The organism is Cyanobium sp. Cruz CV13-4-11, from assembly GCF_024346055.1.
Taxonomy (GTDB): Bacteria; Cyanobacteriota; Cyanobacteriia; order PCC-6307; family Cyanobiaceae; genus Cyanobium.
The window spans coordinates 1-17974 of record NZ_JAGQCH010000023.1 but is presented as its reverse complement, the minus strand read 5'-3'; the positions used below and the strand labels follow the sequence as shown (position 1 = coordinate 17974).

The following is a 17974-nucleotide window of genomic DNA, read 5'->3' as shown; positions in this document are numbered from 1 at the left end:
CGGGATGCATCCCCCCCTCCTGGTTGTCGAGGACGACGACACGATCCGCGAGACCATCCGGGACGTCCTTGTCTTGGAGGGGTTCGCGGTCACAGCCTGCGGCAATGGCCGAGAAGCCCTGCGCACCCTGCAGGAATGCCCGCCGGGTGAGGAGTTTTCCCTGGTGGTGCTGGATCTGATGCTGCCGGGCCTGGGCGGCCTCGATCTTTGCCGCCAGCTGCGCTTGGCTGGCAACCAGACCCCCATCCTGGTGGTCAGCGCCCGCGACAGCGAGACCGACCGGGTGCTGGGGTTGGAGGTGGGCGCCGACGACTACCTGATCAAGCCCTTTGGCCTGCGGGAACTGGTGGCCCGCTGCCGCGCCCTGATGCGCCGCAGCCGCTCCGTGGAGGTCACCGCCAAGGTGTTCCACCATGCCAACCTCAGCCTCTTCCCTGAGGAATGCCGGGTCACCCGCGATGGCCTCGAGGTGAATCTTTCCCCCAAGGAATACCGGCTGCTGGAGCTGTTCATGCAGAACCCCCGCCGCGTCTGGAGCCGCGACAAGTTGCTCGAGCGGGTCTGGGGTTACGACTACTTCGGTGACAGCAAAACCGTCGATGTGCACATTCGCTGGTTGCGCGAAAAGCTGGAGGCCAATCCTTCGGCCCCCGAGCATCTGATCACCGTCCGGGGCTTCGGCTACCGCTTCGGCTGAATGGGGGTGCTGCTGGCCGGGCTGCTCGGGCTTGCCCTGGGTTGGCTGCTGGGACGCCGCCGCCGCCGCCCCGGCCATGGCCTCTCCGGGCTTTCGTTGCGCCAGCTGCTGCGCTGGATCGGCGAAGCGCCCGATGGCTGGTTGATCCTCGATAAGGCCGATCGCATCCAGTTGATCAACCTGCGGGCTGAACGGCTGCTGGATGTCCCCGGGGCGGGATTGCGCCGTCAGGAACCGCTTGAACATCTCTGCCAGTCCACCGAGCTGCTCGAAGGGATCCGCAACGCCCGCCGACGGGAGCGGCCCCAGCGGCTGGACTGGGAGCCGGGCGACCAGCAACTGGCGGTGGTGGTCCTGCCCGGCGATGGCGGCTGGGTGGCGGTGATGCTCCAGAGCCGTCGGTCGATCGAAGCCCAGCTGGAGCAGCAGGAGCGCTGGGTGAGCGATGTGGCCCACGAACTCAAGACGCCCCTCACGGCCCTGCTGCTGGTGGGCGACAGCCTGTCGGCCCACGTCAATGACGCCAATGCGGTGCTGGTCGAACGGCTGCAGCGGGAACTGCTGCGGCTGCAACGGCTCGTCGGTGATCTGTTGGAACTGTCCCGGCTGGAGAACTCCCTGCCGGAAGGGATTCGCCTGCGCAGCCGCGTCGATCTGTCCCAGCTGGTGCAACAGGTGTGGCTGGGTCTGCGCCCCCTGGCCGAGCGCCGCGGCATTCGCCTGGAGCTGGCGGCCGAGTCCCCCCTGGGCGTGATGGGCGATGTCTCGCGGCTGCACCGGGCCGTCCTCAACCTGCTCGACAACGCCCTGCGCTACAGCCCGGACGGGGGCACGCTGCGGGTGGAGATCGAAGTGACGGCGGGGTGGTGCCTGCTGACCATCCGCGACGAGGGCCCGGGCCTGAGTGAGGACGACCTGGAGCACATGTTCGAGCGCTTCTACCGCGGTGATCCCTCCCGGGTGCGCAGCGACCGGGGCGGCAGCGGCCTGGGTCTGGCAATCGTCCAGCAGATCGCCGTCACCCACGGCGGACGCATCCAGGCCGCCAACCACCCAGAGGGTGGCGCCGTGATGGAACTGCTGCTGCCGGCCAGCGCCTGAGATGGCGGACGCTTTCCCCATGGCGGCAGGACGGATGGCGGCGGTGGCCGATCCGGTCATCGCCCAGGTGGGCGCCCTGATGCGCCAGCGCCCGCAAGCCCTCTCCCTGGCCCAGGGCATGGTGGCCTGGGCGCCACCGCCGGGGGTGGGCCGGGCCGTGACCCTGGCCCTCGCCCAGACGGATCGGCGCCTCGATCGCTATGGGCCGGTGCAGGGGGAGCCGGAGTTGCTGGAGGCCGTGCGCCGGGAGCTCAGCGAGGGGCGCGGCCTGGATCTGGAGGGCAGCGAGCTGCTGGTGACGGCGGGCAGCAACATGGCCTTCAACGCCATCGCCCAGGTGCTCTGCGACCCCGGCGACGAGGTGCTGCTGCCGCTGCCGTTCTATTTCAACCACGCCATGGCGATCCGCCTGGCCGGTGGGGTGCCCGTGCCGGTGGCGGCGGGGCTGGTGCCCGATCCCGACCGGCTGGCGGCGGCGATCACCCCCCGCAGCCGCGCCATCGTGACGATCTCCCCCAGCAACCCCAGCGGCCTGGTGACCCCGCCGGAGGTGCTGGCGGCCATCAACGCCCTGTGCCACCGCCACGGGCTGGTCCATGTGAGCGACGAGGCCTATGCCGATTTCGTCCATGGGTCGGTGCCCCATGCAAGTCCTGGCCGGTTGCCGGGCAGCGGCGGCCACACGGTGTCCCTGTTCTCTCTGTCCAAGGCCTACGGCATGGCGGGCTGGCGGGTGGGCTACGCGGCGGTGCCCCGCCAGCTGATGGGTGCCCTGGCCAAGGTTCAGGACACGGTGCTGATCTGTCCGCCCCAGGTGAGCCAGCGGGCGGCGCTGGCGGCCCTGGAGGCCGGACCCGCCTGGAGCCGCCCCCATGTCCAGGCCCTCGGCCAGCGGCGCCGGCAGTTGCTCGCCGCGGTGGCGGCGGCCCGGGACGGCGGCCTGGCGGTGGAGCTGCTGGGTCCCCCGGATGGGGCCTTCTATGGCCTGCTGCGCTTCCCCTGTGCCCTGGATGGGGAGTCACTGATGCGGCACCTGGTGCTGGAGCACGGGGTGGCGGCCCTGCCCGGCGATAGCTTCGGCCTGCCGCCGGCCAACGGGCTGGGCCTGCTGCGGCTCAGCTACGGCATGCTCGAAGCCCCGGATCTGGAGGAGGCCCTGCGGCGCCTGTTCCAGGCTCTGGGGCCGTTCAGGGGGTCGCGCTGACCGTTTTGCTGTTGCCCGCGGCGGCCAGCATCCAGAAGGCCGTCCCCTCTGGCCAAAGCAGCAGCAGCTTGCCTGCGGACACGACGGCGAGGGGATCACTGAAGGGCAGCCCGGCGGCGCGTGCCTTGGCCAGGGGCAACCGCCGCCATTCCAGGCCGTCCGCCGGCACGGCCATCCCGTCGGGAGACTCCCCTGTGGCCGTGGCCTGCTCCCACAGACCCGCCAGGGCCGTGGCTTCGGACGGCTCGACGGGCCGGGCCTGCAGGGCCAGGGCGAGCAACCTGGTGGCCGCAGTGGGTTCCGCGCCGGCCCTGGAGAGGGGACGGTCCTGGGCGGCCCCCCGCTCCGCCGCCGTGGCGGTCGTCGCCATCCGGTCCTGGGACCTGGTGGGGCGGGCGTCGTTGCCACGCCGGCCGCTGGCCGCCCCGGCGCGGGGCTCGGCCGGCAGATCCGTCGGCGGTGGCGGCGGCAGGGTGCTGAGGGAAGGCAGGGCCAGCAGGGGCAAGGACGGCTCCCGGGCCTGCTGGCGGCTGAAGCGCAGCAGCTCGGGGGTGTCGTCCGCCGGGACGGCGGCTCTGCTGGCCACCGGCCGCTGGGAGGGGCGCAGGGCCGGCAGCAGCAGCAGCCCGTTCAGGGCCAGGGCCACCAGCAGGGGCAGCTGGAGATGGCGCCAATGGGGGAAGGACAGGCTGACTTTCATGGCAGTTGCAGTTCCAGGGGCAGCTCCGAGCGGCCCAGCTGCCCCATCAGCCGCTGCACCAGCCCCCAGGGCACGTCACGGTCGGGAACCAACCGCAGGGTGGGACGGCCCGGGCCGGCGTTGAGCCGTTGCAGCACGCCGACCAGCTGGCCGCTGGGGACCGGCTGGTTCCACAGCCGCACCTGCCCGTCGGCGGCCAGGTGCAGGCTGACGATCCCCTGGCTGGCCGGCCGCTGGGCCAGCCGCTGGGGAACCAGGATCAGCGCCAGGGTCAGCAGGGCCAGTCCCGTGGCCATCGCCCCCAGGGCCAGGGCGTCCAGCGATGGCAACCAGGGCCCGTTGGGGTCGGTTTCGGTGTTCATGGCGCCTTGCCCGGCAAGGCCAGCACCACCGGCCGGGGACTGAGCGCGCGCAGCTGGGCCAGGGAGCGGCTCACCTGCCCCAGCGGCAGCGTGCCGGCCGGCAGGAAGCGGATCTCGGTGCTGTCCGGCTGCGAAGCCAGCAGGTCCGCCAGCCGGCCGCGCGACACCGGCTCCCCATTGACGAACCAGCGATCCTCTGCCGCCTGCACGATCCACAGGGCCCCGCTGAGGGCCTCCCCGCCCTGGGGGCGCAGCCGCGGCTGGCGTTCCCGGGCCAGGTCCGCCAGGGCCGCGACCGATCCGCAGAGCAGTAGGGTCAGCCCTACCAGAGAGGCAAGGGCGTAGGTCATGCCGGGGGGGCCCAGGCATGGCCGAGGCGCTGCAGCCGCAGGCACTGGCTACGCCGCAGCCATTGGTTGGCGACCAGGCTCGTGCTGGCGATCAGGCTGACGATCAGCCCGATGGCCGTGCTCAGCAGCACCTGGCCGAACCCGGCCAGGTTGGCGCCCGCCGGCAGCAGCAACTGGGGGCCGAGGCTGGCGAGCACCTGCATCAGGCCGAGCACGGTACCCACCAGCCCCAGCAACGGGGCCAGCACGACGGCGGCCTGCAGCAGCGGCTCCCCGAAGCGCATCTCCAGGTCCCAATCCTCCAGCTTCCGCCCCGCGGCAGACGCCCCCTGCTCCGCCAGCAGCCGCTCCCATTGCTGCCGGCGGGAGGCGCGGCTGCGCCACCACTGCCACCAGTAGCGGCCCCGGTCGAGGGCCACGGTGACCACGGCGATGGAGAGCAGCAGCAGCAGCAGGGCGACGGGCCCATTGATCCCGGGGATCGGTGTCTTCACCCCTGGCGACGTTCCATGGCTGAAACCGATCGTATGGGTCGGTGTCGCCGGCGCGACGTGCCCCAGCTGCTTGACAGTCTTCGGCGCGCGAACGCTGTCTAAGGTGCCCATGGACCGGATCCACAGGGAGCACCATGAGCCCCATCCACGCCGATAACAGCCTCAGCATCGGGCAGACCCCGCTGGTGGAGTTGCATCGCGTCACGGAGGGATGCGGGGCGAGGGTGCTCGCCAAGATCGAGGGCCGCAACCCGGCCTATTCGGTCAAGTGCCGCATCGGCGCGGCGATGATCTGGCAGGCGGAAAAGGATGGACTGCTGGGGCCCGGCAAGGAACTGATCGAACCCACCAGCGGCAACACCGGCATCGCCCTGGCGTTCGTGGCGGCCTCCCGGGGCATCCCCCTCACCCTCACGATGCCGGAGACGATGAGCCTGGAGCGGCGCAAGCTGCTCACGGCCTACGGCGCCAACCTGGTCCTCACCGACGGTCGGCTCGGCATGGGCGGGGCGATCGGCGCGGCCCGGGAGCTGGCCGAATCCGATCCGGACCGCTGGGTGATGCTGCAGCAGTTCATGAACCCGGCCAATCCCCGCATCCACCACGACACCACAGGGCCGGAAATCTGGCAGGACACCGATGGTGTTGTGGATGCCTTGGTCGCGGGCGTGGGCACCGGCGGCACCATCACCGGCGTCAGCCGCTACATCAAGACCACCCTCGGCAAGCCCCTGGTGTCGGTGGCGGTGGAGCCGCTCAACAGCCCCGTGATCCGCCAGACCATCGCCGGCGAGGACCTCAGGCCCGGCCCCCACAAGATCCAGGGCATCGGCGCCGGATTCGTGCCCGCCAACCTGGATCTCAGTCTGGTCGATCGGGTCGAGGCGGTCAGCGACGAGGAGGCGGTGACGATGGCCCGCCGCCTGATGAAGGAGGAGGGGATCCTGGCCGGCATCTCCTGCGGGGCCGCCACCGTGGCTGCCCTGCGGCTGGCCAGGGAGGAGGCCTTCGCGGGCCGCACGATCGTGGTGGTGCTGCCCGATTCCGGTGAGCGCTACCTCAGCTCGGTTCTGTTCGAGGGCATGTTCAACGAACGGGGCCTGGCTGCCGTTTGACCCCTTTCGAGGCCATCGCCGATGAGTTATCTGCGCCAGATCATGCAGCGGCTCCACGACCGCTCCACCCCGTTGCCGACGGCGGAGCGGGGGGAGTCCCAGGGCCGGCTTGAAGAGCATCTGGCCCTCTACGGCGCAAGGCTTGAGGCCTGCAGCGACGCCATGCTCCTGTACGAGGCTGCCTGGCTGGATCAGCACATCGAAACCCTCGAACTCTGTGGCAGCCAGCCCACCATGCTGGCCAGTGCCGGTGGCGGCGAACGGGTCGAAGCGCTGCTGCAGGAAAGCCTGTGCTTTCGCCAGCGTCTCGAGCTCTGCCGGCGGCAGCGGGGGTTGGGAGGCGATGGAGTGCGGGCCGCCGTCGTGGCCAGTGAGCACGCCTGGGAACTCACCGATCCCGCCCTGCGGCGGGCGTGGGGTTTTCCCGTGGAGCCACCATCCGCCTGAGGCGGCACTGTGCCCGCTCGCGCACGCTGTGCGCCTCGATACACCCCCCAGGTCCAGGCTCCCCAAGGATTTCCTGCGATTCCTGCTGCGGCGCCATGGCGAGCTTCACGATCAGTCTGGAAGGGGGCAAGACCTTCACCTGCCCTGACGACACCTACATCCTCGATGCGGCCGAGGAGCAGGGCATCGATCTGCCCTACTCCTGCCGGGCCGGAGCCTGCAGCACCTGTGCCGGCAAGATCCTCTCCGGCAGCGTCGACCAGTCCGACCAGAGCTTCCTGGACGATGAGCAGATCGGCGAAGGCTTCGCCCTGCTCTGCGTCAGCTACCCCCTCTCCGACTGCACCATCAAGCCGGGCGTCGAAGAGGATCTCTGAGCCGCGCCGCTGATCAGCCGGGCATGGTGACGAACTCCTCGGCCACCGAGGGGTGCAGCGCCATGGTGCGGTCGAAGTCGGCCTTGGTGGCCCCCATGCCGATGGCGATCGCCGCCATCTGAATGATTTCGGCGCTGTGCTCGCCCACCATGTGGCAGCCCACCACCTTGTTGGTGGCGGTCTCCACGATCAGTTTCAGCAGCACCCGGGGGCCACGGGCCGGCAGGGCCTGGGCCATGGGCCGGAAGCGGGCCCGGTGGACGCGAATGCCGTCGGCTCCGAAGCGTTCGATCGCCGCTTCCTCACTCAGCCCCACCCCGGCCAGTTCCGGCTGGCTGAACACGGCACTGGCGACCAGGTCGTGGTTCACCTGGCGGGGCTTGTTCCCGTAGACGGTGTCGGAGAAGGCGCGGCCTTCATCCACCGCCACCGGCGTCAGGTTGACCCGGTCGGTCACGTCGCCGACCGCATGGATGTGGGGCACGTTGGTGGTCTGGTCGGCATCCACCGGGATGCGGTGGCCTTCCACCGCCACCCCGGCGCACTCCAGCTGCAGCCCCTCGAGGAAGGGCCGGCGGCCCGTGGCCAGCAGCACGCCGCCGCAGGGGAGCACCTCACCGCTCTGGGTGACGAGCTCCAGGGCTCCGGGCCTGCCGGTGATGGCGGCGGGGCTGTGGGCGAAGCGGATCTCGATGCCTTCAGCCTCCATGGCCTCCTGCACCGCACTGGAGGCCTCCCGATCGAAGCCCCGCAGCAGGTGATCCCCCCGCACCAGCAGGGTCACCGCCACTCCCAGGCCATGCAGGATGCAGGCGAATTCGCAGGCGATGAAGCCCGCCCCCACCACCACCACCCGGTCCGGGAAGCGCTCCTGCAGGAACATGTCGTCGCTCACCCAGCCCAGCTCGGCCCCGGGGAACGCTGGCCGGTGCGGGCGGCCGCCGGCGGCGATCAGGATCCGTTCCCCCCGGAGTCGACGGGTATCCTCGGAGCCCTGGACCACGTCGATGTGGTGGGGATCGGCGAACCGGCCCCAGCCCCGCACCAGCGCGACGCCCGCCTTCTCCAGCAGGCTGATGTGGAGCTCGTTGAGCCGGTCCACCTCGCGGCGGACATTGGCGAGCAGCACCGAGGCGTCGGGCCGGAAGCCATCCAGCTGCCAGCCGTAGCTGGCCGCATCGGCCAGCAGGTGGCGGTAGGCCGAGCCGTAGACGAGCAGTTTCTTGGGAACGCAGCCGCGGATCACGCAGGTGCCCCCCACCCGGTCGCCCTCCACGATCGCCACCGAAGCCCCGTAGGAGGCCGCCCGCTTGGCGGCGGCCAGGCCACCGGAGCCTGCCCCCAGCACGATCAGATCGAAGCAGTCGCTCATGGCAGCAGGGCGTCGTGGAGCAGGGTGCCATCCAGCATGGCGTCCCGGAGATCGGTGTCCCGCAGGTCGCAGCCGCTCAGGTCGGCGTCGCGCAGATCTGCGCCTCCCATGTTGGTGCCGTAGAGGCAGGCGCCGCGAAGGTCACTGCCCTGCAGCAGGGCCCCCTGCAGCAGGGCGAAGCTGAGGTCGGCCCCCTGGAAATCGGCCCCGCCCAGGTCGGTGCGCTGGTCGAGCCCCCCCCGGAAGTCGGCCTCCACCAGCCGGGCGGCCCGCCAGCGGCTGTGGGCCCCCAGCACCCCCCGCAGGCAACAGCGGTGCATCAGGGCGCCGCCGAAATCGGCCCCCTGCAGCCGGGCCGCCGACAGGTCGGCGTCGTGCCAGAAGGAACTGCTGGCCTTGAGACCGGAGAGGTCGGCCCCCCAGAGCAGAGCCTGCTGGAAGCAGGCGCCCTCCACGTTGGCTTCCGCCAGCCGGGCATGGCCGAAGCGCCCTTCCTTGAAGCAGCCACCGCTCAGGTTGCAGCCGGTGAGATCCAGTGCGACCCCATCGAGATCCCCCAGCCGCAGGCCGGCGAAGTCCCGTCGGCCCCCGGCCAGAGCACGTTTGAGGGCCTCCAGGCCGGCGGGGAGGTCGCCCGGCAGGTCGGCGGGAAGGTCAGAGGATGGCCGCAAGGGCATCGAGTTGCTGGCGGCGGGAGGCGAGCATCAGCTTTCTGGCCTGGGCCAGGAGCTGGAAGACGCCTTTGTCGATCACTTCATAGAACACCAGGCTGCCTTCGGGACGGCGGCGCACCACGCCGGCGATCGTGAGCAGCTTGAGGTGCTTGGACACCAGGGCCTGGCTGAGACCGGTCTTCTCGACGACGGCGGTGACATTCAGCGGTCCCGTACGCAGGGTCTCGAGCACGGTGAGGCGGTTGGGTTCGGAGAACACCTTGAAATAGTCGGCGAGGGATTCCATCGACCGCTCCAGAGCCTCGGATCGTCTAGATGGTACCACGCTGTCGTCTCAAGCCAGTCATGCAGAATCACTAAAGCAGCTTCCTGCGTTACACGGGTCATGTAGTATCACGTTGTCGTTATGACGTGAAGCACGTCGCCCGCCAGATGACAGCCACCCTCTCCTCCGGTGCCGCGGCCCCGTCCGTTGCCGCGCCGGCCGCCCCGCACCTGCGCGAGGACCTGCTGACGCCGCGCTTCTACACGACCCAGATCGCCAAGGCGGCCCGCACGGATCTGGAGCCGCAACGGCCGGCCTTCGACGCGATGCTGGCCGAAATGGAGGCCGACTACAACCGGGAGCATTTCGATCGCAAGGCACCGCTCGACCGGCTCCGGGATCTCAGCCCGGAGGAGAAGCAGGCCTACGAGAGCTACCTGGTGCGCTCCTGCGTGTCGGAGTTCTCCGGCTTCCTGCTGTTCAAGGAGCTCTCCCGCCGGCTCCTCCAGGCGCAGCGTCCCGAGATGGGGCGGCTGTTCCAGCTGATGGCCCGGGATGAGGCCCGCCATGCCGGCTTTCTCAACCGGGCGCTGGTGGCCGAAGGCATCGAGATCGACCTGCCCAGCCTGAGCACCAAGCGGCCGATCACCTGGTTCCCCCTGAGCTGGTTGCTCTACAGCGTCTTCCTGTCGGAAAAGATCGGCTACTGGCGCTACATCCTGATCGACCGCCATCTCAAGGCCCACCCCGACAGCAACGTCGCGCCCCTGTTCGATTTCTTCGAACCCTGGTGCCAGGACGAGAACCGCCATGGCGACATCTTCAACATGCTGATCCGCTGCTGGCCTGCCCTGCGGCAGGGTTTTCGCGGCAAGTTGCTGAGTCGCTTCTTCCTCTGGTCGGTGTTTCTCACCCACAGCCTCACGGTGTGTGAGCGCGGCGAGTTCTACCGGATCCTGGGCATGGATCCGGAACGGTTCGATGCGGAGGTGATGCGCCAGACCAACCGCACGGCCCGCCGGGCCTTCCCCTGGGTGTTCGATCTGGAGAACGGCCAGTTCATCGCCCTGCGCGATCGGCTCGTGGCCTGTTTCCAGGAGATGGGCGCCGCCCGCCGGGAAGGGGCCGCTCCGCTGCGCCAGTTCGGCCTGAAGCTGCGCTTCGGCGCTCTGCTGTGGCGCCAGTTCTTCCAGCCGATGGTGCGGGTGGAAACGGCATGAACTGCGCCTACCGCGTCGCCTACAGCCGCATCAACGCCCTGGTGATCGTGGGAGAGGGCTTGGCGGACAGCCACTTCCGCCTGCTGGCCGGCCTGCTGCCGGAGGACAGGGACGACCTGATGCGGCTCGCGGCCATGGAGGGCCGCCATGCCCGCGACTTCGCCGGCTGTGGCAGGGAGCTGGGGATCCGCCCGGACCTGCCGCTGGCGCAGCGGTTGTTCGCGCCCCTGCATCGCCTGTTCCGCGAGGCGGTGCGCACGGGGGATCGGCTCAGCGCCCTGGTGATCCAGTGCCTGATCGTGGAGAGCTTCGCCGTGGCGGCCTACCGCTGCTACCAGCCGGTGGCCGATGCCTACGCCGCCCCGATCCTCCAGATGGTCCTGGACGATGAGGCCCAGCACCTCCAGTACGGCCAGCGTTGGCTGGCCGTCCGGTTCCCCGAGGTGGCGGCTCCGATCGAGGCCTGCTGTGGGCGCGCCGTCCCGATCGTGCTGGCGATGCTCAACGCCGTGCGTGCCGATCTCACCGCCATCGGCATCGACCCGGGCGAGCTGGTGGGCGAGTTCGTGGGCTGTTTCCAGGCGGCGATCGAGATGGTCGGCTTCGAGCCGCGCCAGGCCCGGGGGCTGGTGGCGCGATTGGCGGGCCAGGCGGTGGCGGTGGGGGTGTAATCGCCACCACGACGGGGTTGAGAGGTCCGTGGCTAGGTCTGGATTTTGGTTGCCCTGCCATGACCTCCACCGGCTTTGCTGCCACAGCAACGGCAGCCCTTCCCGCCTTTGAGGACAACAGTCTCTCGATCGGCCACACACCTCTGGTTCGCCTCAATCGCGTCGTCGGTGAGGCGAAGGGCATCGTCTACGCCAAGATCGAGGGACGCAATCCTGCCTATTCGGTGAAGTGCCGGATCGGAGCCGCGATGGTGTGGCAGGCGGAAAAGGACGGTTTGTTGGGGCCCGGCAAGGAGATCATTGAACCCACCAGCGGCAACACAGGCATCGCCCTCGCCTTTGTGGCCGCGGCTCGGGGAATCCCGATCACTCTCACGATGCCGGAAACCATGAGCCTGGAGCGGCGCAAACTGCTCGTCGCCTACGGGGCGAAGCTGGTGCTCACCGAAGGGTCAAAGGGGATGCCAGGTGCGATTGCCAAGGCTCAGGAAATCGCCGCCTCGGATGCCCAGCGCTACGTGCTTCTGCAGCAGTTCGCCAATGCCGCCAACCCGCGCATTCACCATGACACCACGGGTCCGGAGATCTGCGCCGCCACCTGCGGTCGTGTGGCGGCGCTGGTGGCAGGTGTTGGTACCGGCGGCACGATCACCGGCGTCAGCCAGTACATCAAGCGAACGCTCGGCGAGCCCTTGGTGTCGGTGGCGGTGGAGCCCGTGGAGAGTCCGGTGATCAGCCAGACCCTGGCGGGTCAGCCGCTTCAGCCTGGGCCCCACAAGATCCAGGGGATCGGGGCTGGATTCGTTCCAGCCAATCTGCATCTCGATCTTGTCGACAGGGTTGAGCAGGTCAGCAGTGCAGACGCTGTGGCTTTTGCACGGCGCCTCACCCGCGAAGAGGGGATCCTGTCAGGCATCTCCAGTGGTGCCGCCGCTGCAGCGGCGGTGCGGCTGGCCCATGAGGAGGCCTTTGCCGGTCGGACGATCGTGGTGGTGCTGCCGGATTCCGGCGAACGCTATCTGAGTTCAGCGCTTTTTGAAGGACTCTTCAATGAGCATGGCCTGGCGCTTTGATTGAAGTCGCAGGTACCCATCGATGTGGCTGAAACTACGTTGTCAGGCACACCAATCAAGGGATGATCAATGGATCACGCAGCGGCCACATGTCTCTTCTGCATGGCTCGGATTCCCTTCAGACAGCGGCGGCGGCGCGCTTGCAGATCCGGGAGGTTGATGCCATGGGCGTGAAGCATCTGATCGCTGATGGAGCCACAGTGATCGATGTCCGTGAACCAGAGGAGTTTGAAGCTGGGCACATCCCTGGTGCCATCAATGTGAGGGCTTCAATCCTTTCCCAGCAGGCCCCGAGGATTCTCAAGGATCGATCCCATCCGCTGGTGGTGGTCTGCGCCGGTGGCAACCGAAGCGCCATTGCAGCCCTCGAACTGCAGGCTCTCGGTTACACAGCCGTTGCCTCGTTGCAGGCGGGACTGCGTGACTGGCCGGAGGCGTTGGTGCGTCCTGTACCCGCTGGATGCTGACGTGATCACATCTGTGCAAAACGGTCGCACCATCTTCCTTCTCGATGAGCATGAAGGAATGGGAGATCACGACTTGAATCTGGCAGGAATAGTCGACTCTCTCCGTGCTATTCGGGTGCAGTCTTCTCTCCTCTGGCAACATCCGAACACCCTGGTTCCCCTGCCTTCAACCCATGCTCTCAAAAAGGTGCTCGTCGGCCTGAGAGCCTCCCTCTATCCCCATCGCCTCGGGTTGCCGGAGCCCGATCGGATGGGTGTACCAAGCTCTTCGACGGCCACGGACTGCTTCGTCGGCCATACCCTCGACACCAGCCTTCGGGAACTTCGTCATCAGGTCCGCATTGAGCTTGAGGCCCGTCGATCCTTGCCCCATGGAGACAGGCAGGATCCGACTCTTGATCAGCAGGCCACGGACATTGTTTACGCTTTTGCTCACCAGCTTCCGCGCATTCGTTCCCAGCTCGACTCCGACCTCCATGCGGCGTTCCGAGGCGACCCTGCCGCCAGCAGCATCGAGGAGGTGCTTGTCTGCTACCCAGGGATGAAGGCCATCACCGACCATCGTTTTGCCCATGCCCTACACAGACTCGGCGCACCAGTGGTGGCTCGCATCATTGCTGAGCTGTCCCATTCCGACACGGGCGTGGATATTCATCCCGGCGCTGCCATCGGTGACAGCTTCTTCATCGATCATGGCTCGGGCGTTGTGATCGGGGGGACGTCCATCATTGGCAATAATGTGCGCCTCTATCAGGCCGTCACCTTGGGTGCCAAGCACTTTCCCGTCGATGAGCATGGACATCTTGTTAAGGGTGAGCCCCGACATCCGATCGTTGAAGACGATGTCGTTATCTATTCTGGAGCAACGATCCTGGGCCGGGTAACCATCGGAAGAGGATCCACGATTGGTGGGAATGTCTGGTTGACAAGCAGCGTCCCGCCAGGCACCACCATCACCCAGGCCAAGGCTCTCTCTGAGACCTTTGGAGAGGGGGGCGGCATCTGAAAACATCCTTCGTCTTCATCCATGTGATGGCGAAGAGCCTCCCTATCCCTGAGTGATGGCGGCTCTGGCCACCGAGGTCATCTCTTTCCCAGGCCTTTATTCCCAATCGGGTTTCTGAGTTTAGTTCTTTCCACTTCTTGATCGAATCTCCATGGCAACCAGCAAATCGTCCCATCTCGCTTTAGGTGATGCAGCGGCACGCCAGTTGGCGAATGCCACCAAGACGGTCCCGCAGCTGCTCGGCATATCGCCGCGTTGGTTGGTTCCGATGCTGTCCTGGGTTGGGGTTGAGGCTGGTATCTACAGGGTTAACAAGGTCAAGGATGAATCACGAGTGCTCACGGCCTGTTCGCAGCGTGATGAGATCGAGCTTCCGGAAACATTTGTTGATTATGAAGAAGAGCCCCGAGAGTACTTCCTCAGTGCCGTTACGACAACGGTCGATATTCACACCCGCATTTCCGATCTCTACAGTAACCCCCACGATCAGATCCAGCAGCAGCTGCGGCTTGCGATTGAAACGATCAAGGAGCGCCAGGAAAGCGAGCTGATCAACAACAAGGAGTATGGCCTCCTCAACAACGTTATTCCCTCCCAGCGTCTTCAGCCCCTCAGTGGTGTCCCCACCCCTGATGATCTTGATCAACTCATCACCAAAGTATGGAAGCAGCCGGCCTTCTTCCTGGCGCACCCCCGCACGATTGCCGCCTTCGGTCGGGAATGTACCCGGCGGGGTGTGCCTCCGGCCACGCTCACTCTCTTCGGCTCACCCTTCATCACCTGGCGAGGTTTGCCGATCATTCCCAGCGACAAGCTGAAGATTGAAGCTGGCCGCAGCAGCATTCTGCTGTTGCGCACGGGCGAGGCTCGCCAGGGAGTGGTGGGTCTGTACCAGCCAGGCCTTCCCGGCGAACAGGGGATGGGGCTGTCGGTGAAATTCATGGGCATCGGACGCAAGGCGATCGCCTCCTATCTGATCTCGCTCTACTGCTCACTGGCCGTTCTCACAGAAGACGCCATCGCCGTGCTCGAAAACGTTGAAGTGGACAAATTCCATAACTACCAGCATGACTACCGCTGATCACCATGGGGTCGGTGACGAGGCTGGCATTCCACATGGTTTCCCAAGTGAGGCGGAATTGGCTCGTCTGGCCCACCTGATCCAGGCCCAGTTATCTGGCCATCCATCCCCACCCGTTGCATCCGTTGTCCAGCTTCCCGCCGCATCGGAAGGTCTTTCCTCAGACTCACCACTGAGCCAGGCAGATTCGGGAGGATCCGAGCTCCATGTGGATCGTCAACTGCGCGATGACGTCTCCGCAACCCATTTGTCTCCCCAGGCGGTGCCTGAACGGGCCGATTCACGCACATTGACGCCCCTTGCCATTGAGATTCCCCATTCCTTTCCTTCGTTGCAGGGGGTGATCAGCCAGTTCCCCGTGGCCATGGACCTGCCCTACTTCATGGCAGAGCGCGCCCCATCCCCCTCTCGGCTCCCCACCTCGGAGGTGCCCCAAACCGAGGCCATGGCCGGGGCACCAGCGGGGCTCTCGCAGCTGGATCTGACCCCGCAGGCTTCCCACGCGGCACAACCCCTTGATCCGGCCTACCTGCGTCGCGACTTTCCGATCCTGCAGGAGCGCATCCACGGGCGGCAGCTGGTGTGGCTCGACAACGGCGCCACCACCCAGAAGCCACGGGCGGTGATCGAGCGCCTGGAGCGCTTTTACCGAAGCGAAAACTCCAACATCCACCGGGCGGCCCATGAGCTGGCGGCGCGCGCCACCGAGGCCTATGAGCAGGCCCGCGCCACCTGTGCCCGCTTTCTGCATGCCGCCAGCAGCGAGGAGATCGTGTTCGTGCGAGGCACCACCGAAGGCATCAATCTGGTGGCGCAGTCGTGGGGTCGGCGTCACATCGAGACGGGCGATGAGATCGTTCTCACGCACCTGGAGCACCACGCCAACATCGTTCCCTGGCAGCAGTTGGCCCATGAGAAGGGAGCCCGGCTGCGGATCGCCCCGGTGGATGACACCGGCCAGGTGATCCTGGAGGCGTACGAGCATCTGTTCAACTCCCGCACGAAGTTGGTCGCCTTCACCCAGGTCTCCAATGCCCTGGGCACGATCCCTCCGGTTGAGGAGATGATCGCGATCGCCCATTGGCATGGCGCCCTGGTCCTGCTGGACGGGGCCCAGGGCATCGCCCACACGCCGGTGGATGTGCAGGCCCTGGACGTGGATTTCTACGTGTTCTCCGGCCACAAAATCTATGGGCCCACAGGAATCGGCGTCCTCTACGGCAAGCGGGATCTGCTGCGCTCGATGCCCCCCTGGCAGGGGGGCGGCAACATGATCCGCGACGTCACTTTTGAGCGCACCCTCTACCAGGATCCGCCCCAGCGCTTCAAGGCCGGTACCGGCAACATCGCTGACGCCGTGGGTCTGGCCACGGCCCTGGAGTACGTGGAGAGGATCGGCATGCACACGATCGACAGGGCGGAGCAGGATCTGCTGGCCTATGCCACGCCTCTGCTGCTCGCCATTCCCGGCCTGCGGTTGTTCGGCCGTGCCGATCACAAGGCCGGCGTCCTCTCGTTCCTGCTCGATGGGCAGGCTCCCGAGGCGGTGGGTTCGGCCCTCAACCAGGAGGGAATCGCCGTCCGCGCTGGCCACCACTGTGCCCAGCCGATCCTGCGTCGCTTCGGCGTGGAGAGCACCGTGCGGGCGACGTTGGGTCTCTACAACACCCACAGCGACGTGGATGCCCTGGTGGCTGCGCTGCGGCGGCTGGCGGCCTGAGCTGCCGTCCCTCCAAGATCGGCCTGCCAGGAGATCCGGGTTGGTCGTTGTAAGCGTCGGTTCAAGATGGAGTGGTCAGGACTACATCCGGGCGCCACTTTATACAACCATCTTTGGCGCAGTCTATGGGGTACATATTCGCCGTTGTAATTGAAGCTACAATGACCACGATTGCGATGACCTTTTGTGAAGTCAGTGGGGGAAGATCAGTCCCTTGGTGATGAGAATGTCTGTACGCGATGAACCCTTCTAGCCGGACCTTTCGGCCTGAGTGGTACGCGTGCTTTTCAAACAACCTCATCCCCACATCGGGAGAAGTAGTCACTGTCATGACCTACGACGCTTTCACCAAGCTCATCGCCCAGGCAGATGTCCGCGGCGAGTTCCTCAATTCCGGCCAGCTGGATGCTCTCTCCGGCGTCGTCGCCGACAGTTTCAAGCGTCTGGATGCCGTGAATCGGATCACCTCCAGTGCCTCCACCCTCGTCACCAATGCCGCCCGCGAGCTGTTTGCCCAGCAGCCCGCCCTGATCGCCCCCGGCGGCAATGCCTACACCCATCGTCGCGTCGCCGCCTGCCTGCGCGACCTCGACATCATCCTTCGCTATGTCACTTACGCGGTCTATCTCGGTGATGCTTCGGTCCTCGAGGACCGCTGCCTCAACGGGCTGCGCGAAACCTATCTGGCCCTGGGAGTGCCCGGAGCTTCGGTGGCCGAAGGCGTTCGCCTGATCAAGGGCGCGGCGATCGATCTGGTGCTCGACCGCAGTGGCATCACCCAGGGGGACTGCTCCGCGCTGGCCTCCGAGATCGGCACCTACTTCGACCGCGCCGCTGCCGCCGTCAGCTGACGGCGTTCTACCCATTAACCTCCGCAATTCCTCCCGTCATGTCCAAGACTCCTCTCACCGAAGCCGTTGCAGCCGCCGACTCCCAGGGCCGGTACCTCAGCAACACCGAGCTGAACGCCGCCTTCGGTCGCTACGAGCGCGCCAAGAACGCCCTTGAAGCCGCCCGTGCCCTGACCGCCAATGCTGATTCCCTTGTGAACGGCGCTGCCCAGGCTGTCTACAACAAGTTCCCCTACACCACCCAGCTGCAGGGCAACAACTACGCCTCCGATGCCCGCGGCAAGGCAAAGTGCTCCCGTGACATCGGCTACTACCTGCGTCACATCACCTACTCCCTGGTTGCCGGCGGCACCGGCCCCCTCGACGAGTACCTGATCGCCGGTCTCGATGAAATCAACCGTGCCTTCGAACTCTCCCCCTCCTGGTACGTGGAAGCCCTGAACCACATCAAGGCCAACCACGGCATCTCCGGAGATCCCGGTGTCATTGCCAACAACTACATCGACTACGCGATCAACGCCCTGATCTGACGATCACCTCCCACGGAAGACCCCCGGGGGCCCTATCTGGGCCCCTTTTTTATCGCGTTGCCGCCGGCAGTGTTCGGCGACGATTAGGTAGGCGGGTCCGCGCAACTACATAGGCGGGTCTCAAGACGCGACAACAGGGTTCCGATTCCGGTCTGGAGCCCTGCGATGCCCGCCCCTCTGTCGTTGCGGATCAAGGA

The 17974-nt window shown here is 66.8% G+C and carries 22 protein-coding genes; 15 read left to right on the top strand and 7 right to left on the bottom strand.

The annotated features are described in order from the left end of the window. Positions 1-4 precede the first annotated feature (4 nt). Genes KBZ12_RS14920 through KBZ12_RS14910 form a run of 3 tightly spaced genes read left to right on the top strand, consistent with a single transcriptional unit; the run spans position 5 to position 3002 of the window. Entirely contained in the window at positions 5-697 is a 693-nt protein-coding gene (locus KBZ12_RS14920; RefSeq protein WP_254958775.1) for a response regulator transcription factor, read from the top strand. Then, the gene (locus KBZ12_RS14915; RefSeq protein ID WP_254958774.1) at positions 698-1798 is read left to right on the top strand and encodes a cell wall metabolism sensor histidine kinase WalK; all 1101 of its coding nucleotides are present in this window, start codon (positions 698-700) and stop codon (positions 1796-1798) included. A 1-nt stretch (position 1799) separates the two neighbouring features. Then, a complete protein-coding gene (locus KBZ12_RS14910; RefSeq protein ID WP_261360083.1) occupies positions 1800-3002 on the top strand; it encodes an aminotransferase class I/II-fold pyridoxal phosphate-dependent enzyme in 1203 nt (400 codons plus the stop codon). Here KBZ12_RS14910 and KBZ12_RS14905 read toward each other — a convergent pair. From KBZ12_RS14905 to KBZ12_RS14890, 4 genes are read right to left on the bottom strand one after another with little or no spacing between them, the layout of a single operon-like run. After that, a complete protein-coding gene (locus tag KBZ12_RS14905; protein ID WP_254958772.1) occupies positions 2986-3702 on the bottom strand; it encodes a hypothetical protein in 717 nt (238 codons plus the stop codon). The two genes, KBZ12_RS14910 and KBZ12_RS14905, sit on opposite strands and share 17 nt — an antisense overlap. After that, on the bottom strand, positions 3699-4064 hold the full coding sequence (locus KBZ12_RS14900; RefSeq protein ID WP_254958771.1) for a biopolymer transporter ExbD: 366 nt from the start codon (positions 4062-4064) through the stop codon (positions 3699-3701). The genes KBZ12_RS14905 and KBZ12_RS14900 overlap by 4 nt, the downstream gene beginning before the upstream one ends. Next, complete coding sequence (locus tag KBZ12_RS14895) at positions 4061-4414, bottom strand: hypothetical protein (RefSeq protein WP_254958769.1); 354 nt, start codon at positions 4412-4414, stop codon at positions 4061-4063. The genes KBZ12_RS14900 and KBZ12_RS14895 overlap by 4 nt, the downstream gene beginning before the upstream one ends. Continuing rightward, entirely contained in the window at positions 4411-4908 is a 498-nt protein-coding gene (locus KBZ12_RS14890) for a MotA/TolQ/ExbB proton channel family protein (RefSeq protein WP_254958768.1), read from the bottom strand. The genes KBZ12_RS14895 and KBZ12_RS14890 overlap by 4 nt, the downstream gene beginning before the upstream one ends. 134 nt (positions 4909-5042) lie before the next feature. On the opposite strand from KBZ12_RS14890, the gene cysK (KBZ12_RS14885) reads away from it, so the two are divergent. From cysK (KBZ12_RS14885) to KBZ12_RS14875, 3 genes are all read left to right on the top strand, one after another. After that, a complete protein-coding gene (gene cysK / locus KBZ12_RS14885; protein ID WP_254958767.1) occupies positions 5043-6023 on the top strand; it encodes a cysteine synthase A in 981 nt (326 codons plus the stop codon). Positions 6024-6044: 21 nt separating this feature from the next. Further along, entirely contained in the window at positions 6045-6470 is a 426-nt protein-coding gene (locus KBZ12_RS14880; RefSeq protein ID WP_254958766.1) for a hypothetical protein, read from the top strand. 95 nt (positions 6471-6565) lie between these two features. Then, positions 6566-6847 carry a 2Fe-2S iron-sulfur cluster-binding protein gene (locus KBZ12_RS14875; protein WP_254958765.1) on the top strand — a complete coding sequence of 94 codons (282 nt, stop codon included), beginning with the start codon at positions 6566-6568 and terminating at the stop codon, positions 6845-6847. 13 nt (positions 6848-6860) lie between these two features. Here the strand turns inward: KBZ12_RS14875 and gorA are convergent, their stop codons facing one another. Genes gorA through KBZ12_RS14855 form a run of 3 tightly spaced genes read right to left on the bottom strand, consistent with a single transcriptional unit; the run spans position 6861 to position 9179 of the window. Continuing rightward, positions 6861-8219 (bottom strand): glutathione-disulfide reductase, encoded by a 1359-nt coding sequence (gene gorA, locus KBZ12_RS14870; protein ID WP_254958764.1) that lies wholly within the window; start codon positions 8217-8219, stop codon positions 6861-6863. Beyond that, on the bottom strand, positions 8216-8896 hold the full coding sequence (locus KBZ12_RS18435) for a pentapeptide repeat-containing protein (RefSeq protein ID WP_261360081.1): 681 nt from the start codon (positions 8894-8896) through the stop codon (positions 8216-8218). The genes gorA and KBZ12_RS18435 overlap by 4 nt, the downstream gene beginning before the upstream one ends. Beyond that, a complete protein-coding gene (locus KBZ12_RS14855) occupies positions 8874-9179 on the bottom strand; it encodes a metalloregulator ArsR/SmtB family transcription factor (protein WP_254958763.1) in 306 nt (101 codons plus the stop codon). The genes KBZ12_RS18435 and KBZ12_RS14855 overlap by 23 nt, the downstream gene beginning before the upstream one ends. 146 nt (positions 9180-9325) lie before the next feature. Between KBZ12_RS14855 and acsF the strand changes: the two genes are divergently transcribed. The 9 genes from acsF (at position 9326) to cpcA (ending at position 17777) form a co-directional block, all read left to right on the top strand. Continuing rightward, positions 9326-10378 carry a magnesium-protoporphyrin IX monomethyl ester (oxidative) cyclase gene (gene acsF / locus KBZ12_RS14850; protein WP_254958762.1) on the top strand — a complete coding sequence of 351 codons (1053 nt, stop codon included), beginning with the start codon at positions 9326-9328 and terminating at the stop codon, positions 10376-10378. Continuing rightward, a complete protein-coding gene (locus tag KBZ12_RS14845; protein ID WP_254958761.1) occupies positions 10375-11049 on the top strand; it encodes a long-chain fatty aldehyde decarbonylase in 675 nt (224 codons plus the stop codon). Before acsF ends, KBZ12_RS14845 begins: the two co-directional genes overlap by 4 nt. Before the next feature lie 59 nt (positions 11050-11108). Then, positions 11109-12122 carry a cysteine synthase A gene (cysK, locus tag KBZ12_RS14840; protein WP_254958760.1) on the top strand — a complete coding sequence of 338 codons (1014 nt, stop codon included), beginning with the start codon at positions 11109-11111 and terminating at the stop codon, positions 12120-12122. A gap of 62 nt (positions 12123-12184) precedes the next feature. Then, a complete protein-coding gene (locus KBZ12_RS18730) occupies positions 12185-12589 on the top strand; it encodes a rhodanese-like domain-containing protein (RefSeq protein WP_396101324.1) in 405 nt (134 codons plus the stop codon). A 1-nt stretch (position 12590) separates the two neighbouring features. Then, complete coding sequence (gene epsC, locus KBZ12_RS14835) at positions 12591-13595, top strand: serine O-acetyltransferase EpsC (RefSeq protein ID WP_254958759.1); 1005 nt, start codon at positions 12591-12593, stop codon at positions 13593-13595. 151 nt (positions 13596-13746) lie between these two features. Next, positions 13747-14676 carry a family 2A encapsulin nanocompartment shell protein gene (locus KBZ12_RS14830; RefSeq protein ID WP_254958758.1) on the top strand — a complete coding sequence of 310 codons (930 nt, stop codon included), beginning with the start codon at positions 13747-13749 and terminating at the stop codon, positions 14674-14676. A gap of 289 nt (positions 14677-14965) precedes the next feature. Continuing rightward, the gene (locus KBZ12_RS14825) at positions 14966-16396 is read left to right on the top strand and encodes a cysteine desulfurase (RefSeq protein ID WP_254958757.1); all 1431 of its coding nucleotides are present in this window, start codon (positions 14966-14968) and stop codon (positions 16394-16396) included. A gap of 329 nt (positions 16397-16725) precedes the next feature. After that, positions 16726-17247 carry a phycocyanin subunit beta gene (locus KBZ12_RS14820; protein WP_254958756.1) on the top strand — a complete coding sequence of 174 codons (522 nt, stop codon included), beginning with the start codon at positions 16726-16728 and terminating at the stop codon, positions 17245-17247. A gap of 38 nt (positions 17248-17285) precedes the next feature. Continuing rightward, the gene (gene cpcA, locus KBZ12_RS14815; protein WP_254958755.1) at positions 17286-17777 is read left to right on the top strand and encodes a phycocyanin subunit alpha; all 492 of its coding nucleotides are present in this window, start codon (positions 17286-17288) and stop codon (positions 17775-17777) included. Positions 17778-17974 lie beyond the last annotated feature (197 nt).

Coding starts and splice junctions, on each gene's coding strand:
- KBZ12_RS14920 (WP_254958775.1), top strand. CDS start 5: ATGCATCCCCCCCTCCTGGTTGTCGAGGACGACGACACGATCCGCGAG.
- KBZ12_RS14915 (WP_254958774.1), top strand. CDS start 698: ATGGGGGTGCTGCTGGCCGGGCTGCTCGGGCTTGCCCTGGGTTGGCTG.
- KBZ12_RS14910 (WP_261360083.1), top strand. CDS start 1,800: ATGGCGGACGCTTTCCCCATGGCGGCAGGACGGATGGCGGCGGTGGCC.
- KBZ12_RS14905 (WP_254958772.1), bottom strand. CDS start 3,702: ATGAAAGTCAGCCTGTCCTTCCCCCATTGGCGCCATCTCCAGCTGCCC.
- KBZ12_RS14900 (WP_254958771.1), bottom strand. CDS start 4,064: ATGAACACCGAAACCGACCCCAACGGGCCCTGGTTGCCATCGCTGGAC.
- KBZ12_RS14895 (WP_254958769.1), bottom strand. CDS start 4,414: ATGACCTACGCCCTTGCCTCTCTGGTAGGGCTGACCCTACTGCTCTGC.
- cysK (WP_254958767.1), top strand. CDS start 5,043: ATGAGCCCCATCCACGCCGATAACAGCCTCAGCATCGGGCAGACCCCG.
- KBZ12_RS14880 (WP_254958766.1), top strand. CDS start 6,045: ATGAGTTATCTGCGCCAGATCATGCAGCGGCTCCACGACCGCTCCACC.
- KBZ12_RS14875 (WP_254958765.1), top strand. CDS start 6,566: ATGGCGAGCTTCACGATCAGTCTGGAAGGGGGCAAGACCTTCACCTGC.
- gorA (WP_254958764.1), bottom strand. CDS start 8,219: ATGAGCGACTGCTTCGATCTGATCGTGCTGGGGGCAGGCTCCGGTGGC.
- KBZ12_RS18435 (WP_261360081.1), bottom strand. CDS start 8,896: ATGCCCTTGCGGCCATCCTCTGACCTTCCCGCCGACCTGCCGGGCGAC.
- KBZ12_RS14855 (WP_254958763.1), bottom strand. CDS start 9,179: ATGGAATCCCTCGCCGACTATTTCAAGGTGTTCTCCGAACCCAACCGC.
- acsF (WP_254958762.1), top strand. CDS start 9,326: ATGACAGCCACCCTCTCCTCCGGTGCCGCGGCCCCGTCCGTTGCCGCG.
- KBZ12_RS14845 (WP_254958761.1), top strand. CDS start 10,375: ATGAACTGCGCCTACCGCGTCGCCTACAGCCGCATCAACGCCCTGGTG.
- cysK (WP_254958760.1), top strand. CDS start 11,109: ATGACCTCCACCGGCTTTGCTGCCACAGCAACGGCAGCCCTTCCCGCC.
- KBZ12_RS18730 (WP_396101324.1), top strand. CDS start 12,185: ATGATCAATGGATCACGCAGCGGCCACATGTCTCTTCTGCATGGCTCG.
- KBZ12_RS14830 (WP_254958758.1), top strand. CDS start 13,747: ATGGCAACCAGCAAATCGTCCCATCTCGCTTTAGGTGATGCAGCGGCA.
- KBZ12_RS14820 (WP_254958756.1), top strand. CDS start 16,726: ATGACCTACGACGCTTTCACCAAGCTCATCGCCCAGGCAGATGTCCGC.
- cpcA (WP_254958755.1), top strand. CDS start 17,286: ATGTCCAAGACTCCTCTCACCGAAGCCGTTGCAGCCGCCGACTCCCAG.